Source organism: Ciceribacter azotifigens, assembly GCF_048159625.1.
Lineage (GTDB): Bacteria > Pseudomonadota > Alphaproteobacteria > Rhizobiales > Rhizobiaceae > Allorhizobium > Allorhizobium azotifigens.
Map to the genome: position 1 here is coordinate 152,093 of NZ_JBLQTA010000010.1, position 17,626 is coordinate 169,718.

At 63.9% G+C, this 17,626-nt stretch carries 16 protein-coding genes; 6 read left to right on the forward strand and 10 right to left on the reverse strand.

The genetic code is table 11. The features are described 5' to 3' along the window. Positions 1–33: 33 nt before the first annotated feature. From iolB to ACM6UT_RS15545, 6 genes are all read right to left on the reverse strand, one after another. Positions 34–849 carry a 5-deoxy-glucuronate isomerase gene (gene iolB, locus ACM6UT_RS15520; protein WP_416798244.1) on the reverse strand — a complete coding sequence of 272 codons (816 nt, stop codon included), beginning with the start codon at positions 847–849 and terminating at the stop codon, positions 34–36. Next, positions 846–1,091, reverse strand: a complete 246-nt coding sequence (locus ACM6UT_RS15525) for a hypothetical protein (protein ID WP_416798245.1) — start codon at positions 1,089–1,091, stop codon at positions 846–848. Before ACM6UT_RS15525 ends, iolB begins: the two co-directional genes overlap by 4 nt. Continuing rightward, positions 1,088–1,993: a myo-inosose-2 dehydratase gene (gene iolE / locus ACM6UT_RS15530; RefSeq protein WP_416798246.1), complete on the reverse strand. Its 906-nt coding sequence runs from the start codon at positions 1,991–1,993 to the stop codon at positions 1,088–1,090. The genes ACM6UT_RS15525 and iolE overlap by 4 nt, the downstream gene beginning before the upstream one ends. Before the next feature lie 2 nt (positions 1,994–1,995). Continuing rightward, complete coding sequence (gene iolD / locus ACM6UT_RS15535; RefSeq protein WP_416798247.1) at positions 1,996–3,816, reverse strand: 3D-(3,5/4)-trihydroxycyclohexane-1,2-dione acylhydrolase (decyclizing); 1,821 nt, start codon at positions 3,814–3,816, stop codon at positions 1,996–1,998. After that, entirely contained in the window at positions 3,813–5,726 is a 1,914-nt protein-coding gene (locus tag ACM6UT_RS15540; protein WP_416798248.1) for a bifunctional 5-dehydro-2-deoxygluconokinase/5-dehydro-2-deoxyphosphogluconate aldolase, read from the reverse strand. Before ACM6UT_RS15540 ends, iolD begins: the two co-directional genes overlap by 4 nt. Before the next feature lie 123 nt (positions 5,727–5,849). Continuing rightward, a complete protein-coding gene (locus tag ACM6UT_RS15545) occupies positions 5,850–6,668 on the reverse strand; it encodes a MurR/RpiR family transcriptional regulator (protein WP_416798249.1) in 819 nt (272 codons plus the stop codon). A gap of 158 nt (positions 6,669–6,826) precedes the next feature. Between ACM6UT_RS15545 and iolG the strand changes: the two genes are divergently transcribed. Further along, positions 6,827–7,822 carry an inositol 2-dehydrogenase gene (gene iolG / locus ACM6UT_RS15550; protein ID WP_416798250.1) on the forward strand — a complete coding sequence of 332 codons (996 nt, stop codon included), beginning with the start codon at positions 6,827–6,829 and terminating at the stop codon, positions 7,820–7,822. A 75-nt stretch (positions 7,823–7,897) separates the two neighbouring features. On the opposite strand, the gene ACM6UT_RS15555 is transcribed toward iolG, so the two are convergent. Genes ACM6UT_RS15555 through ACM6UT_RS15565 form a run of 3 tightly spaced genes read right to left on the reverse strand, consistent with a single transcriptional unit; the run spans position 7,898 to position 11,035 of the window. Next, complete coding sequence (locus ACM6UT_RS15555) at positions 7,898–8,983, reverse strand: ABC transporter substrate-binding protein (RefSeq protein WP_416798251.1); 1,086 nt, start codon at positions 8,981–8,983, stop codon at positions 7,898–7,900. Further along, positions 8,980–10,371 carry a sensor histidine kinase gene (locus ACM6UT_RS15560; RefSeq protein ID WP_416798252.1) on the reverse strand — a complete coding sequence of 464 codons (1,392 nt, stop codon included), beginning with the start codon at positions 10,369–10,371 and terminating at the stop codon, positions 8,980–8,982. Before ACM6UT_RS15560 ends, ACM6UT_RS15555 begins: the two co-directional genes overlap by 4 nt. After that, a complete protein-coding gene (locus ACM6UT_RS15565) occupies positions 10,358–11,035 on the reverse strand; it encodes a response regulator transcription factor (protein ID WP_416798253.1) in 678 nt (225 codons plus the stop codon). The genes ACM6UT_RS15560 and ACM6UT_RS15565 overlap by 14 nt, the downstream gene beginning before the upstream one ends. Before the next feature lie 373 nt (positions 11,036–11,408). Here ACM6UT_RS15565 and ACM6UT_RS15570 point away from each other — a divergent pair, with 373 nt between their 5' ends. From ACM6UT_RS15570 to ACM6UT_RS15590, 5 genes are all read left to right on the forward strand, one after another. After that, entirely contained in the window at positions 11,409–12,383 is a 975-nt protein-coding gene (locus ACM6UT_RS15570; protein ID WP_416798254.1) for a Bug family tripartite tricarboxylate transporter substrate binding protein, read from the forward strand. 204 nt (positions 12,384–12,587) lie between these two features. Then, complete coding sequence (locus ACM6UT_RS15575) at positions 12,588–13,046, forward strand: tripartite tricarboxylate transporter TctB family protein (RefSeq protein ID WP_416798255.1); 459 nt, start codon at positions 12,588–12,590, stop codon at positions 13,044–13,046. A gap of 47 nt (positions 13,047–13,093) precedes the next feature. Further along, entirely contained in the window at positions 13,094–14,605 is a 1,512-nt protein-coding gene (locus ACM6UT_RS15580) for a tripartite tricarboxylate transporter permease (protein WP_416798256.1), read from the forward strand. A gap of 272 nt (positions 14,606–14,877) precedes the next feature. Then, complete coding sequence (locus ACM6UT_RS15585) at positions 14,878–15,975, forward strand: carboxynorspermidine decarboxylase (protein WP_416798257.1); 1,098 nt, start codon at positions 14,878–14,880, stop codon at positions 15,973–15,975. A gap of 51 nt (positions 15,976–16,026) precedes the next feature. Continuing rightward, entirely contained in the window at positions 16,027–17,265 is a 1,239-nt protein-coding gene (locus tag ACM6UT_RS15590) for a saccharopine dehydrogenase family protein (protein ID WP_416798258.1), read from the forward strand. A 99-nt stretch (positions 17,266–17,364) separates the two neighbouring features. Here the strand turns inward: ACM6UT_RS15590 and ACM6UT_RS15595 are convergent, their stop codons facing one another. After that, a complete protein-coding gene (locus ACM6UT_RS15595; protein WP_416798259.1) occupies positions 17,365–17,559 on the reverse strand; it encodes a hypothetical protein in 195 nt (64 codons plus the stop codon). Positions 17,560–17,626 lie beyond the last annotated feature (67 nt).

Sequence of the window (17,626 nt, forward strand, 5' to 3'; positions counted from 1 at the left end):
TCCTCCCAGAAGCAGGATTTCAACGAATGCAGGTCAGGCTTGCGGGTTGTCGCGCCTGAAGATCCAGTCGTGATCCGGATGATTCTTGAACCGCCATTTGCGCAGCGGCCCCGCCATGACGTTCAGGTAATACATCTCGTAGCCGTAGGGCGAGCCGCAGGGATGATGGCCCTTCGGCACCAGGACGACATCGCCGTCGGAGACCGCCATGGTTTCGTCGAGCGAGCCGTCTTCGGTGAAGACGCGCTGGAAGCCAAAGCCCTGGGCGGGGTTCAGACGGTGATAATAGGTCTCCTCGAGATAGGTCATCTCGGGGTAGTTGTCCTCGTCGTGCCGGTGCGGCGGATAGGACGACCAGTTGCCCGACGGCGTGAAGACCTCGGTGACAAGCAGGCTGTCGGCAACGTCGCGGTCTTCCATGGCGATCGGATAGATGTAGCGGGTGTTGGCACCCTTGCCGCGCTCGGTGAGCGCAATGCCTTCCGGGCCGATCACCTGTGCCTCGCGGCCCGGCATGGCGGGCGCGGTGCAGACAGCGAGCGTGCAATCGGTGGTCGCGATCGCCGACCAGTCGCTGCCGACAGGCACGTAGACGCAATGCGGGGGCTTGCGCTCGAAGACGTTCATGCGATCGCCGAGCTCGCCGAAATCCTTGTTCCCGCCCGAAACCTCCGCCTTGCCTTCGACGAGGACGAGGATCACTTCCGTGTCGCCCGTCTTCTCGGCCGCCTTTTCGCCAGCCTTCAGGCGATAGAGCCCGAAGCCGACATAGCCCCAGCCCGCACTTTCCGGCGTGATGTCGTGAACCTTGCCGCTCGTGCCTTGCGGCTTGCGCAGAAGATCGCTCATGCCTCGTCTCCCTTGTCGGTCTCCCGGCTTTCGGCAGGCTTTTCGCCGGTGGACGAGCCCGTCGCATCCGGTGCCAGGAACAGCTGCCAGCCGGCGTAGCCGGCCGCGGCCAGAAAGATGATCGCCCAGCCTGTCGCTCCGTTTGACCATTCGACCACGGCCCAGATCGCCGGTAGGACAACCGTCAGGATGCGTAGCCAGAGCGGCCGGAAGAACGGATGCTGCGGGTCGAGGAATTTCACGCCGTCTCCTTGTCCAGGCCGGCGCTCTTCGCCATGGCCTTCAACGATTTCAGTCCGAGGCTCTGGTATTCGAAGGGATTGCGGACATCGGGGTCCTGCTCGGCTTCGATGACCAGCCATCCTTCGTAACCATGCCCGGCCGCGATCCGCAAGACCGGCGGGAAGTCGACGCCGCCTTCGGCATCGCCCGGCACGGTGAAGACGCCGCGGCGCACGCCTTCGAGGAAGGAGAGGTTCTCGTCTCGGACCTCTTTCGCGACGACCGGACGGACGTTCTTCGCATGGATGTGGCCGACGCGGTGCATGTACTTCTTCGCGACCCGTTCCGGGTTGCCACCGCCGAAGAGGCAGTGGCCGGTGTCGAGGAGAAGATGGGCGTGCGGGCCGGTATTCTCCATCAGCCGGTCGATCTCTTCCTCGCTCTCGACGATCGTCCCCATGTGGTGGTGATAGACGAGCGTGATGCCCTGCCCCGCGGCATATTCCGCGAGCGCCTCGACGCCGGCGCCGAAGGTCTTCCAGTCGCCGTCGGAGAGCTTCGGCCGGTCGTTGACGGCCACCGCGTCATCGCCGTGGATGGCGTTCGAGGTCTCGCAGACGATGATGACCTTCGAGCCCATGGCCTTCAGGAGGTCGAGCGCCGGCTGCATCGCCGCCTTTTCCTCTTCAATCGAATTGGTCAGCAGATTCAGCGAATGCCAGCCGGAGACGAAGCGGAGCCCGCGCGGCTCGAGCACGGCCTTGAGGCCCGCCGGGTCGGTCGGAAACTTGTGGCCTTTCTCGATGCCGTCGAAGCCGATCTTCGCCGTCTCGTCCAGGCACTGGTCGAGGCTGATATGGGCGCCGAGCGTGCGGTCGTCGTCGTTGGACCAGGCGATCGGATTGGTTCCGTAGAGGATCATGTCTAGCGTCTTTCCTTCAGCGCTGCTTCATAGCGGGTGCGGGCTTGGTTGACTTCCTGGCGGGCGGAGACTTCGGGCACCGCGACGTCCCACCAGAAGCCGCCGGCCTCCGGGGTGGGATAAGGATCGGTGTCGATCACGATGACGGTCGCGACGGTGGTGTCGCGAGCGGCGGCCAGCGCTTCTTCGAGTTCGGCGATCGAAGACACCTTGCGGGCGGCGGCGCCCATCGAGGCCGCATGGGCGGCGAAATCGATGGCGATCGGGTTCACATTGGTGTGCGCGTAGAGATTGTTGAACTGCGCGCCGCCGGTCTCCATCTGCAGACGGTTGATGCAGCCGTAGCCGCGATTGTCGGTGATCACGACGGTGATCTTGACCCCCATCGCGACGGCGGTCGCCAGCTCGGAATTCATCATCATGTAGGAGCCGTCGCCGACCATGACGACGACGTCGCGGTCCGGTTCGGCCATCTTGATGCCGAGACCGCCCGCAATTTCGTATCCCATGCAGGAGAAGCCGTATTCCATGTGGTAGGAGAGCGGCAGCTTCGCCTTCCAGAGCTGGTGCAACTCGCCCGGCATGGTACCGGCCGCGCACATGACGACCGTGTTGTCGCGCGAGGCGCGCTGCACGGCGCCGATCACCTGCATGTCCGTCGGCAGCGCATTCCCGTCCTTGGGCGCAGCGGTGACGGCATCCGCTCTGGCGAACCAGGCGTTCTTGAGGTCGGCGTCGGGCGCGGGGAAGACCGTGTCTCCGAGCGCCGCCGACAGGCGTTCGAGGCCGATCCTCGCATCCGCCGTCAGCGCGATCGCGTCGTGCTTGGCGCTGTCATAGGGCTGGACGTTGAGGGCGAGGATCTTGCGCGCCGGGTTCTTGAAGAGGGCCCAGGAGCCGGTGGTGAAATCCTGGAAGCGCGTGCCGACGCCGAAGACGAGATCGGTATTTTCCGCGACGATGTTGGCGCAGCCCGTTCCCGTCACGCCGACGGCCCCGAAATTGAGCGGATGGTCCCAGGCGAGCACCGACTTGCCGGCCTGCGTCTCGACGACGGGGATGCCGTGCTTTTCGGAAAAGGCCTTCAGCGTTTCGGTCGCGCCGGAGAAGTGTACGCCGCCGCCGGCGACGATGACCGGGTTCTTCGCCGCCTTCAGGGCCGCGATCGCCGCTTCGAATTCCGCCGCATCCGGTTCGGGGCGGCGCTGGCGCCAGCCCCGCCTTTCGAAGAAGCTCTCGGGATAGTCATAGGCTTCTGCCTGGACGTCCTGACAGAAGGCGAGCGTCACCGGTCCGCAATCGGCCGGATCGGTCATCGTGCGCATCGACCGTGGCAGCGCTGTGAGCAGTTGTTCCGGACGGGTGATGCGATCGAAATAGCGGCTCACCGGCTTGAAGCAGTCATTGACCGACATCGTGCCGTCGCCGAAATCCTCGAGCTGCTGAAGGACGGGATCGGGACCGCGATTGGCGAAGACGTCTCCGGGGATCAAGAGGACCGGCAGCCGGTTGACGTGGGCGAGCGCCGCAGCCGTCACCATATTCGCCGCGCCCGGCCCGATCGAGGAGGTGACCGCCATGGCGCGGCGCCGGCGAAGCTGTTTCGAATAGGCGATCGCCGCATGGGCCATCGACTGCTCGTTCTGGCCGCGATAGGTCGGAAGCTGGTCCCGGACCCCGTAAAGCGCTTCCCCGATGCCGGCGACGTTGCCGTGGCCGAAGATCGCCCAGACGCCGGCGATATAGGTCTCGCCGTGCTCATTCATCTGGTTGGCGAGGTAGCGCACCATCGCCTGCGCCGCCGTCAGTCTCACCGTCTTCATGCCTTTCCTCCCCTGGCGCGCGCCTTGTCCCAGACCGCGCAAAGACCGCTGTACCGTCCCGCCATCTCCGCGACTGCCTCGGCGTCGGTGACCGCGCCGGCAAGCCAGCCGCGGGCCGCGTCGCCGAAGATGGTACGCCCGACGGCAAAGCCCTTGACCAGATCGAAGCCGGCCGCAAGCGCAAAGCTCTCCTCCAGTTCGGCGGCTGGAGCATCGAGACCGAGCACCACGATGCCGCGGGCATAGGGATCGTTGCGGCGGACCGCTTCGCAGGCATTGGCCCAGGAGCCCTCGGTCTTCATCGGCTCCAGCTTCCACCAGTCGGGATAGACGCCGATCTCGTAGAAGCGGTCGATGATCCTGGCGACCGTATCGTCATCCGTCGGTCCAACCTTCGAAGGAATGACCTCGAGCAGCATTTCGAGCCGGTTGCGGCGAGCCGCGGCGAAGAGCCTTGCGACCGTCTCTTCCTGGTTCGCCCTGAGTTCCGGCGGATCGTCCGGATGGTAGAAGCAGAGCACCTTGACGACATGCTCGACCGGCCATTCGCAAAGACCGCCGAAATCGGGACCGATCTCCGGCTCCAGCGTCAGGGGCCGGGAGCCCGGCCACTCGACGGGGCGGCCGATCCAGAGACCGGAGCCTGCGGCGCGGTAGAGCGTGTCACGTCCGAGCCGCCCGTCGCAGAGAATGCCGTAACCGCTGCCGCCCGCCGCAACCTGCTGGGCGGCCTTCAGGCAGAGTTCCTTGAAGGCGCCGATGCGTTCCGGTGCGACGCCCGCTTCCTCGGCCATGGCTTCGAGCTGCATGCGGTGATCGAAGGCAAAGACGCGCATGACCGGCCAGTCCGTCTTGCGGTTCGTCGACCAGTGCACCTGTTCGAGGGCGGCATCCTTGCGCAGCGCCTTGTTGCGGATACCGTGCTCGAAGAAGTACTGGAGCTCCTCCCAACTCGGATAGGCCGGCGTGCAGCCGTGGCGGGAGACGGCGAAGGCACCGCAGGCATTGGCGTATTTGAGGCTGGTCGGCCAGTCCTCGCCGGTGAGCCAGCCCTTCAGGAGGCCCGACATGAAGCCGTCGCCGGCGCCGAGGACATTGAACACCTCGATCGGGAAGCCAGGACCCTTCTGGCCGGCGTCGAGGCTGTCTGGAATTTCGCCCTCGAAGACCACGGCGCCCATCGGGCCGCGCTTGCAGACGAGCGTCGCCGGCGTGATGCGGCGCACCGCGCGCAGCGCCTGAAGCGTGTCGGTCGATCCGCCGGCGATATGGAATTCCTCTTCCGTGCCGACGATCAGGTCGAAGAGCGGCAGCGTCGACTGCAGCTTGGCGGTGACGGCTCCAGATTCGATGTAGCGGCTCTCGCCGGCGCCATGACCGGCGAGCCCCCAGAGGTTCGGCCGGTAGTCGATGTCGAGGGCGGTCTTCGCACCGTTCTCGCGTGCGAGCCTGAGCGCCTTGAGCACAGCCTTTTCGGTGTTCGGATGGGAGAGATGCGTACCGGTCGCGCAGACACAGCGCGCATCGGCGATGAAGGCCGGATCGACGTCGCCCTCGCACAGTGCCATGTCCGCGCAGTTCTCGCGATAGAATATCAGCGGAAACTGGTCCTGGTCGCGAATGCCGAGGATGACCAGCGCCGTCAGGCGCTCGGGATCGGTTCTCACCCCGCGCACGTCGACGCCTTCGCGGACCAGTTGCTCGCGGATGAAGCGCCCCATGTGCTCGTCGCCGACGCGGGTCAGAAGTGCCGACTTGAGACCGAGCCTTGCCGTTCCGGCGGCGATGTTGGTCGGCGAGCCCCCGATATACTTGTTGAAGGAGGCCATGTCTTCGAGCCGTCCTCCGACCTGCACTCCGTAGAGATCGACCGATGAACGGCCAATCGTGATCAGATCGAGTGATGTCAAAAGCCTGCCTCCCTGTTCGCAGGCGACGCGGATCGCCTGTCGTCCACGCAGCGCTCCCGCCAGTCCGCTGCCCTACAGGTTTTGAACTTTATATTCCATTTTTAGACATTTCAACATAGATATTCAATTTTCTTGCCGGGCCGTCCCGACCGCGACAGAGAGCGTGATTGCAAGGCAGAGCGTCGCCGAAAGCGAGCGGAAAGCGCCGAAGTCGACCTCGGAGACAAGCAGGGTCTGGGCGTTGAATTTCCGCAGCGGGCTGACGATCGTGTCGGTGATCGCCACCACCGGAATGCCCCGCGCCGAAACTGCTTCGACGATGTCCAGCGTCTCGGTGGAATAGGGCGCAAACGTCACGGCGAGCAGCGCGTCGCCGGGGCGGACCGCGTGGCGGTTGTCGAGCTTGCCGACAGCACTGTGGAGCATGGCCGGCACACCCATCTTCTCGAAGGCATAGGCCATGTAGCTCGCGACCGGGAAGGACCGGCGCATGCCGATGATGTGAACCATGTCGGCTCCGGCGAGCGTTTTCACCGCCTCTTCCAGGGCCGCCGGATCGACCGTCTTCAACATGCCTTCGAGCGAGGTGCGCCCGGCCTCGACGAACTCTGCGAGCAATGCGGATGGGCTGCCTTCGGCCTTTTCACGCAGGTGGTGGAGCCGGGTCGAATAGTCCGGCCAGCCCCCGACATAGGACTCGCGGAAGAGTTTCTGCATCTCGGAAAAGCCGGAAAAGCCGAGAATCTGGCAGAAGCGCATGAAGGCCGATGGCTGCACGCCGGCGCCCTCCGCCATTTCCGCGACGGTCGAGACGGCGATCCTGTCCTTGTTGGAGGCGACGTAATCGGCACATTGCCGCAACCGCTTCGGCAGTTTTTCGGAGACCTGAAGAAGCCTCTCCTCGAAGCCCTTGATGCTCGTCGGCGCGCCGATCTCTGCCATCGTCTTCCTTCCCTTAAGTCTATTGACATAAACGATGCCGCAATCTAGCAAAATAGAACGTATATTCCAAATGAAGATTTCGACGGCGCCTGCCGCCCGAAATCTCTCCGCAGGTCAGCGACGCCGCCTATAGGACGCGGCGCAGGGAGGAAAGCAAGATGGTAACGAGACTGGCGCTTCTTGGCGCGGGACGAATCGGCAAGGTGCACGCAAAGGCGATCGCCGAGGACAAGCGGGCGAAGCTGGTGGCGGTCGCCGACGCCTTCCCCGAAGCGGCGAACGCCATCGCCTCTGCCGCCGGCTGCGCCGTCAGGACGATCGACGAGATCGAGGCCGACAAGGACATCGACGCGGTCGTCATCTGCACGCCGACCAACACCCATGCCGACCTCATCGAGCGCTTTGCCAAGGCCGGCAAGGCGATCTTCTGCGAAAAGCCGATCGATCTCGACGTCGTCCGCGCCAAGGCGTGCCTCGAAACCGTGCGCCGGACCGGCGCCAAGGTAATGCTCGGCTTCAACCGCCGCTTTGACCCGCACTTCCAGGCCGTGCGCCGGGAGATCGATGCCGGCACGATCGGAAAGGTCGAGATGGTGACGATCACCAGCCGCGATCCGGGCGCCCCGCCGGCCGAATACATCAAGGTCTCGGGCGGCATCTTCCGCGACATGACGATCCATGACTTCGACATGGCCCGCTTCCTCCTCGGCGAGGAAATCGACACCGTGGTCGCGACCGGTTCCGTCCTCGTCGATCCGAAAATCGGCGAACTCGGCGACTACGACAGCGCCTCGCTGATCCTGACGACGAAGAGCGGCCGCCAGGCGGTCATCTCCAACTCCCGCCGCGCCACGTACGGCTACGACCAGCGCATCGAAGTGCATGGTTCGCTGGGCGCCGTGTCGGCCGAGAACCAGCGCCCGGTCTCAATCGAGGTGGCGACGAAGGACGGCTATACCCGTCCGCCGCTGCACGACTTCTTCATGACCCGCTACACGGCCGCCTATGCGGCGGAAATCTCCGCCTTCATCGACAGTCTCGAAAAGGGCACCGCACCCTCGCCGTCGGCCGAAGACGGGCTGATCGCGCTCGCGCTCGCCGATGCGGCACTGAAATCGGCGAAAGAGAACAAGGTGGTCCGCGTCGAGTTCTGACGCGGGCTCCCCGGCACATATGAGAACTGACGATGCCGGCGCAACTGCCGGCATCTTTTCTGGTGATAGGCCTGCTCAGCGCACCGGCCGCGTAAAGAGGCTCGTCCAGCCGGCGATGAAGCGTTCGCGCTGCGCCTTGTCCTGCGCCGCGAGAAGCGCCGGCCCGATGCGGATCGGTCGTCCGATGCCCGATTCCATCAGGGCGGGCGGCCCTTCGACGCCGTCGGGCAAAGGCCCCTTCTCGGAAAAGAAAAATGCCTTGTCGCGGGCAACGCGCTGGCCCCGGCCGGACAGCAGATAGTCGAGGAAGCGGGCGGCAAGGTCGGGACGGGCAGATTTCTGCGGGATCATCACGCCGCGCGACAGCACCAGCGTATAGTCGCGCGGCACGACGATCCTGAGGTTCCGGTTCTGCAGATAGGCCGCATAGGCATAGGAACCGAGAATATTATAGGCGATGCGGATCCGGCCGCTCGCAATTTCGCCGAGCACCTCGTTGTTGCAGCATCGGGTCACGACCTCGGCACGACTGAAGCTCTCGAGCAGGCGACCATAGACGGTCGGTGCCTGACGGGCATCGTTGAATGCGAGAAGGTAACCGATGCCGGAAGCCTGCACGTCATAGGTGCCGATGCGGCCGCGATAGAGATCCGGCTTGCGCCGCAGGAGATCGGAGAGCTCTTCGTGAGTGTGCGGCACATCCTCCGGCGGCACGCGTGAGCCGTCGTAGACGATGACCGCGGGCTCGAAGGTGAAACCGTAGACCTCCTCCCGCCAGTTCGCCCAGTCCGGAACCTGCGCCGTCACGAAGGAGCGGTGCGGCCGGGCACAGCCGTCGTTCGCAAGCTTGACGAGCTGGTCGACCGACGAGGAAAGCCAGAGGTCGCCATGGACGCGTCCGTCCCGGCAGGCTTCTTCCGCCTCGCGGAAGAGATCATTGGTCACGTAGTCGGTGAATTCGACGGTGACGTCCGGCATCGTCTCCTGGAAGTCCAGGATCAGCGGGCGGATCGCGTTGAGGTCGGTCGCGCCATGGATGGCGAGCTTCGCCCGTTCCCCTGAAGGAGCGGGAAAGACCGCGTGTTCCCCTTCGATCGCAAGGGCCTGCGTCGACCAGAGGCTGGCGATCAGGACGACGGCAGTGGCAGCGAAACGGTTCATGACTTCCCCTTGGCGCGCAGCGGCAACTTCAACACGACGGTGAAACCGTGCTCCTCGCTCCTCGAACGGAACGTCAGTTCGCCGCCAAGGGCTGCCGCCACCTCCGAGGAGATGGCAAAGCCGAGGCCGGCACTCCCCTCGCCCGACTTCGAGGTCACGAACCGCTTCGTCACCTGGCCCCAGTCCGGCTCCGGGATGCCGGGACCATCATCCTCGACCTCGACCAAGCCGAATTCGGGTGTATGGACTACGCGCACCTCAAGCCGCGAGACCGTGCCGTGGCGCAGCGAATTGTCGATGACGTTGACGATCGCTTCCCGCAGGCTGAGTTCGTCTCCGAGCACCACGACATCCTCGTCCGGCGCCTCGAAGGAGACGACGATATCGGGGTCAATCGTGATGGGGATGGCGGCCCGGAAGGCCTTGCGGGCGACCCGCGTCAGGTCGAGCGGCACGAGCTGGGCGGAATCGAAGCGGTGGATGACCATCGCATGATTCAGCAACTGGTTGGTGAAACGGGCGAGCTCACCGGCGCGGTTGCGGATCCGCTCGAGATGCCGGCGGTCGCTTTCGCGCAGGTTGCTTTCATCGATCAGGCTGACCTGCGCCGAAAGGGCGGTGAGCGGCGTGCGGATCTGGTGGGCGCTGTCGGCGATGAACCGCTGAAGGAGCTTCACACGTTCGTCGAGCCGTCGCACGAAGTGGTTGATCGACGAGACGAAGGGCGAGAGTTCCCGCGGCACGTCAACGGCGAGCGGCGTCAGATCCTGAGGATCGCGGGCCACAAGCGTCTCGCCGAGCGCGGAAACCGGCCGCAGCGAATAGCGGATCGCCAGCGCCGTGCCGGCGAGTGCGAGCCCGCTCATGGCGGCCACGAGTGCGAGCGCGCGCGCGCTGAGTTCGGAGGCGAGCGCCTGGCGTGCCTGGATCGTCTGAGCGATCACGACATGCGCCCAGCCGGATGTGGAGGGATCGGAAATCGCCTTGCCTGCCACGATCACCCGCAGCGGTTCGCCGCGATAACGCATGTTGAGGAGAACCGGACCGGGCCTGGCGCGCGAAAAATCGACATCGGGCGTCAGGTCCTCATAGCCCGTCATCGTCTGCCCGTCGGGGTCGATCACCCGGTAGAAGATGCGGTCGCGACCGGCAAGTCCGAGCAGCTCGAAGGCAGACGACGGCAGGTTGACGACGAGCTTGCCGTCCTCGACGGTCAGTCCTTCGAGCATCTGCAGGGCGGCACCCTGCAGGAGCCGATCGTAGGCATCATCCGCGGCGGCTCGCACATAGAGCCAGGCAGCGCTCATCAGGATCGCGGCGCCGACCGCCAGAACGATCGCGACACGCAGCAGAAGACGGGAGAAGAGCGAAGATTCAGGCCTGTACATCGGCAACCAGTTGATAACCGAGGCCGCGGACCGTGACGATCCGCGCCTGGGCGCCTTCGAGCTTCTTGCGCAGCCGCCCGACATAGAGCTCGATCGCGTTGGGGCCTGCCGGCTCGTCGAAGCCGAAAAGCTGGTCGAGAAGCTGGTCCTTGCTGAAGACGCGACCCGGCCGGGTCGCCAGGATTTCGAGCAACGTCATCTCCCGACGCTTCAGTTGCACCTCCCGCTTGCCGACACGCACGCTCCTGTTGGCACGATCGAGCACGATGTCGCCACAGGCGATGATGTTGGTCGCCTCGCCGCCGCTGCGCCTGCGCATCAGCGCGCGGGCGCGCGCCTCGAGTTCGCGGAAATCGAAGGGCTTGACGAGATAGTCGTCGGCGCCGAGATCGAGCGCGCTCACCCGGTCGTCAATCTCCGAGCGCGCCGTCAGCACCAGAACGGGAACGGCGTTTCGGCTCTGGCGCAATCGCTTCAGAATCGAGAACCCGTCCAGGCCCGGCAGCATCACGTCGAGAATGACGAGGTCGTATTCGGTGAAATCGAGGATGTCGGACGCGGCACGCCCGTCCGTCTCCCAGTCGACCGTATGCCCGATCGTCTCGAAGCGACGGACAATCGCTTCACCGACATCGTGAGTATCTTCCACCAGCAGAATGCGCATGCATCGAGCGTGGCACGGATGGCAGCGCCGATCAAGCGCCGGCGCAGGCCGGGCATGCCTAACGCTTCTCAACACCCGTGACAGCATTGTGACAGGTTCGCGTCCTAAAACAGACTTGCCTGATCCGGGAGAGAGTGTCGGACAGGTGTGGGGAGGAGCACTCAAAAAACCGACTGCCGAATGCGACCCGAGGCTGAGCCTCGTCGCGGCGATGCCCTTTTGAGGGCGACCGCCGGCATGTCGTCTCTCTTCCCCGATCATGGAGCACCTTCTTCACGCGACGAGGGGCGCACCGCAAGACGAACCGCGCGAGGCGGTCCCGAGAAATGACGACGGGAACGCCTGACGCCGAAGATCATATGGGAGAGAGATGATGATCCGTTTTCTGACCAAGACCCTGGCGGGAGCCGCACTGGTGACGCTCGCCGCCGGCTCGGCTGCCTTCGCCGAACCGACGAAGCCGGAGTGCCTCGCAGGCGCCAAGCCGGGCGGCGGCTTCGACCTCACCTGCCGGCTGGCCGCCAATGCGCTGCTCGAAACCAAGGAAATTTCCGAGCCGATGGCCGTGACCTACATGGAAGGTGGCGTCGGAGCGGTTGCCTACAACCACGTGATCGGCAAGCGCGCAACCGACGGCAACCTGATCACCGCCGCGTCCTCCGGCTCGGCGCTGCTCATCGCACAGGGCAAGTTCGGCAAGTATGACGAAAATGCCGTTCGTTGGCTCGGTGCGCTGGGTGCCGACTACGGCGTGCTCGTCGTTTCGGCCGATTCTCCCTACAAGACGCTCGGCGAACTCGTCGAGGCCTACAAGGCCGATCCGAACAGCTTCGCCATTGGCGGCGGCGGTGCCGTCGGCTCGCAGGACTGGATGAAGGGTTCGCTGCTCGCCAAGGCTGCCAACCAGGATCCGAAGAGCATGCGCTACGTTGCGCTCGAAGGCGGCGGCGCTGTTTTGACGGCGCTTGAAGGCGGCCATATCAAGGTGGGCTCCGGCGACGCCGCCGAAATGGGCAAGCATCACGTCGCCGGCAAGGTCCGCATCCTCGCCGTCATGGCGCCGGAACGCCTGTCCGGCGAACTCGCCAACGTGCCGACCGCCCGCGAGCAGGGCTTCGACATCGACTGGCCGGTCTGGCGCGGCTATTATGTCGGCAAGGACGTATCCGACGCCGATTATGACTGGTGGGTCTCTGCCTTCGAGAAGATGAGCAAGACGCCGGAATTCGCCAAGGAACGCGAAGCTCGCGGCCTGTTCGAGTTCACCCTGCTCGGCAAGGATTTCGACAAGCGCGTCAAGGACGACGTCGCCCGTTTCAAGATCCTCGCAAAGGAAGCCGGCATGTAATTGCCGCCTGAACCCGCACGACGGGACCTTCCGGGAGCAATCCCGGAAGGTCGTTTCCGGGCCGCTTTCCGGTCGCCGCAGGAGCCTCGTGCTCGTCACGTCCGCGACCCCGATATCCCGCCCGTGGCACACGGCAGAGCCGTTGCCCGCAGATGCTGACCGCTCGTGCAAAGAGTTCCCTCTCGAAGAGGTGGAGACCAGACCATGTCAGACCATAGCAGAACCTCCCTCCTTACCGGCCGCATCGGTGCGATCTGCGTGCTCGCCTTCGCCGTCGTCTACGGCATCGGTGCGAGCCGCATAGACTACTCCTTCTCTTCCGATCCGCTCGGCCCGAGGGTCGTGCCCCTGATGCTCGCCGGCATCCTCGGCGTGCTCGCGCTCTTCTACCTGCGTTCGCCGGGAAGTGCGGAGGGCTTTCCCTCCGGTGCGCTGCTGGTGCGTGTGCTGGCCGTACCGGTGATCCTGATCGCCTGCGTCGCGATCTTCGAGCCGGCCGGCTTTGCCGCATCGATCTTCCTCCTGACCTTCGGCACCGGGATGATCTTCGGCGCTCCGCCGCTCAAGGCCCTGATCGGGGCCGCGGGTCACGCCGCGCTCTGGTGGGGCATCTTCGCATGGCTGCTCGAGGTCTATTTGCCGGTTGGCGCGCTCTTCGGCTGAGCCACAGGCACCGAACACATCTCCCCTAGCCGGGAAAGGTCATAGTCATGAACTTCGAATATCTCGCCCACGGCTTCGCTGTCGCGCTGACCTGGCAGAACCTGCTGATCGGCTTCGTCGGCTGCTTCATCGGCACCATGGTCGGCGCACTGCCCGCCATCGGCCCGATCAACGGCATCGCGCTCCTGCTGCCGATCGCCTACACCATGGGGCTGCCGCCCGAAAGCACGATGATCCTGCTCGCCGCCGTCTATTGCGGTGCCGAGTATGGCGGCCGCATCTCCTCGATCCTGCTCAATGTTCCCGGCGATGCCGGCGCCGTCATGACGGCGATGGACGGCTACCCCATGGCCAAGCAGGGCCGCGCCGGCGAGGCGCTGGCACTTTCCGGCCTCTCCTCCTTCGTCGGCGGCATTCTCGGCTCGATCGGTCTTGCCCTTTTCGCGCCCCTCCTTTCCGGTCTCGCGATCGGCTTCGGCCCGGCGGAATATTTCGTGCTGATGGTCTTCGCCTTCGCAACGCTGGGCTCGATGGTCGGCGACCAGCCGGTCAAGACGCTGATCGGCTGCACCCTCGGCCTGATGCTCGCGACCGTCGGCATCGACGCGACCTCCGGCGCCTACCGCTTCACCTTCGACGAACCCGAACTCGGCGACGGCATCGAGTTCGTCGTGCTGGTCATCGGTCTCTTCTCGATCTCGGAAGCGCTCATCATCCTGGAACACCAGGGCCGCGGCTTCACCATGATCCGCGATCTCGGCCGGATGACCGCCCGCTGGGCCGACATCGTCAAGTGCACCGGCGCAACGCTCAGAAGCTCGCTCATCGGCTTCGTCGTCGGCGTGCTTCCGGGAACCGGCGCTTCAGTCTCGAGCGCGATCTCCTACACGACCGAGAAGCGCTTTTCCGACACGGAAGGAACCTTCGGCAAGGGTGATGTCCGGGGTCTCGCGGCTCCGGAAGCAGCCAACAACGCGACCGCCTGCGGCGCCTTCGTTCCGATGCTGACCCTCGGCGTTCCCGGTTCCGGCACCACCGCCGTCATGCTCGGTACGCTGATGCTCTACAACATCCAGCCGGGTCCGATGCTGCTCGTCGAACGGCCGGAGATCGTCGGCGGTCTCGTCGCCTCGCTCTTCGTCGGCAACTTCATTCTGCTCGCTCTCAACCTGCCGCTCGTCAACATCTTCGCCCGTGTGCTGACTGTGCCGAACTGGCTGCTCGTTCCCGGCATCCTGGTTCTGTCGATCGTCGGCGTCTATTCGACCCACGCTTCGGTCTTCTCGATCTTCCTGATGCTCGGCATCGGCCTGATAGGGTGGCTCCTGCGGAAGGCGGGCTTCGACATGGCGCCGCTCATCCTGGGCTTCGTTCTCGGACGGGTGATGGAAGTGAACCTGCGCAATGCGCTGGCAATCAGCGGCGGCGATCCGTCGATCCTCTTCCAGAGCACGATCTCGATCGTTCTCTGGGTCATGGCTGCCGCCGTCGCTATCCTTCCCTGGTATCTGTCACGCCGCGCCAAGAAGCGGCTCAAGCAGGCGGCTTTGACCGCCTGACCTTTCCCGAAGCTCCCGAGAGCGCCGCGCCGACCGCTTGCTCGAGCAACGGCGCGGCGCGCGTGTTCTTGCCGGCGCCGATACCGCCTGCCGCCTTCATATCGGGCCAAAAACGCTTGATATGTCGGACTTGGGTTGCCTATTTGCCCCAAATTCCCTAGGACCCCCGCTAGCGCGGTGGATCGGCCTTCCCATCGGACGCCATAACGGCGCCGATGGGATTGTGGTTTCAGAAAGCCGCAACCGTTTTCACCAGAGAGGCGTGGCAAACCTTGATCCAGACTCCGTACTACCTGATCGACAAGACGAAGCTCCTCCGCAACATGGAGAAGATTGCGTATCTGCGCGAGAAATCCGGTGCGAAGGCTCTGCTGGCGCTCAAGTGCTTCGCGACCTGGGGCGTCTTCGACTTCATGCGCGACTATATGGACGGCACGACCTCGTCTTCGCTGAACGAGGTGCGCCTCGGCCACGAGCGCTTCGGCAAGGAGACGCATGCCTATTCGGTCGCCTATGCCGATTACGAGATCGACGAAGTGGTCAGCCACGCCGACAAGATCATCTTCAACACGATCAGCCAGTTGCAGCGTTTCGAGAAGCAGTCGGCCGGTATCATCCGCGGGCTCCGCCTCAATCCCGGCGTCTCCTCTTCTTCCTTCGATCTCGCCGACCCCGCCCGTCCCTTCTCTCGGCTCGGCGAATGGGATCTCGCCAAGGTCGAGCCGGTGATGGACCTGATTTCCGGCTTCATGATCCACAACAACTGTGAGAACAAGGATTTCGACCTCTTCGACAGCATGCTCGGCGACATCGAGGAGAAGTTCGGTCCGCTGCTCAAGAAGGCCGAATGGGTCAGCCTCGGCGGCGGCATCCACTTCACCGGCGAGGACTATCCGATCGACCGTTTCGCCGAACGGTTGAAGCGCTTTGCCGGAGACTACGGCGTTCAGGTCTACCTGGAACCCGGTGAAGCTTCCATCACAAAGTCGACCACGCTCGAAGTGACCGTGCTCGACAAGCTCTACAACGGCAAGGACCTTGTCGTGGTGGATTCGTCCATCGAAGCGCACATGCTGGATCTTCTGATCTATCGTGAAAGCGCGAAGGTCTCCCCCAACCAGGGACCACATCGGTACATGGTCTGCGGCAAGTCGTGCCTCGCCGGCGATATCTTCGGCGAGTTCGATTTTCCGGACGAACTGAAGGTCGGTGACCGGATTTCGATCCAGGACGCAGCCGGTTACACGATGGTCAAGAAGAACTGGTTTAACGGCGTGAAAATGCCGGCAATCGCCATCCGGGAACTGGATGGCAGCATCAGAACGGTCCGCGAGTTTTCCTACACGGACTACGAACAAAGCCTTTCCTGAGCAGGATCAGGACGGCCTCTGACGATTGGACATAAGGAGTTGGTCCCCATCATGAGAAAGAACGTACTCATCGTCGGCGCCGGTGGCGTCGCACAGGTCGTGGCGCACAAGTGTGCACAGAACAACGACGTGCTCGGCGACATCCACATCGCCTCGCGCACGAAGGCGAAGTGCGACGCGATCATCGCCTCGGTTCACGAGAAGAAGGCGATGAAAGAGCCCGGCGTGCTCGAAGCCCATGCACTCAACGCGCTGGACATCGAGGCCACCAAGGCGCTCATCAGGTCGACCAAATCCGAAATCGTCATCAATGTCGGCACGGCCTTCCTCAACATGTCGGTGCTGCGCGCCTGCATGGACACGGGCGCTGCCTATATCGACACCGCGATCCACGAAGAGCCGAACAAGATCTGCGAGACGCCGCCGTGGTACGGGAACTACGAGTGGAAGCGCGCTGACGAGTGCAAGGAAAAGGGCATTACCGCCATCCTCGGCGCCGGCTTCGACCCGGGCGTCGTCAACGCCTATGCGCGGCTTGCCAAGGACGAGTATCTCGACAAGGTGACTGACGTCGACATCGTCGACATCAATGCCGGCAGCCACGGCAAGTATTTCGCCACCAACTTCGACCCGGAAATCAATTTTCGCGAGTTCACCGGCGTCGTCTATTCCTGGCAGGGCGGCGAATGGAAGGTCAACAAGATGTTCGAGATCGGCAAGGACTGGGACCTGCCGGTCGTCGGCACCCGACGCGCCTATCTCTGCGGCCATGACGAGGTGCATTCGCTGGCGAAGAACATGGACGGCGCCGACGTCCGCTTCTGGATGGGCTTCGGCGATCACTACATCAACGTCTTCACCGTCTTGAAGAATATCGGCCTGCTCTCCGAACAGCCGGTCAAGCTCGCCGATGGCTCCGAAGTCGTGCCGCTCAAGGTCGTAAAGGCCTGCCTGCCCGATCCGGCATCGCTCGCCCCGAACTATGAAGGCAAGACCTGCATCGGCGACTATGTGAAGGGCTTCAAGGACGGCAAGGAAAAGACCGTCTTCGTCTACAACGTCGCCGACCACAAGGAGGCCTACAACGAAGTGGGCTCCCAGGGCATTTCCTATACGGCCGGCGTTCCCCCGGTCGCCGCCGCCATGCTGATCGCCACCGGCGAATGGGACGTGAAGCAGATGGCGAACGTCGAAGAACTGCCGCCGAAGCCGTTCATCAACCTTCTGAACAAGATTGGGCTTCCGACCCGCATCCAGGACGAAAACGGCGACCGGGCCGTGGAGTTCTGAGATTAGGCTAGGGCTTGAAAATTGAGGGAATTGAGGACCCCGCCGGAGGAATTCGGCGGGGTTTTTGGTTGGTGTCGAGGAAATTGATGTGCCGCTGACCTATGCTTGCCGCAGCATAAATTCAGCAAACAGCGGGACGCTGAAATCCAGATATCCGTGATTGCTGCTGTAGACCATGCCTGTGGAGATGATGTTCGCCCGCGTCGGTCCCAAGGAGTTTTGCGTGCGCCCCATGGCTTGCGCGACATCGGCCATACCATAGGGTCCGTCACCCATCTGCGCCATGGTTTTCACGAACTGGATCTCCGCTTTGGTCAGGCGATCGGCTCGAACATCCCGTCATAGGCAGCCCGCAGCGCCA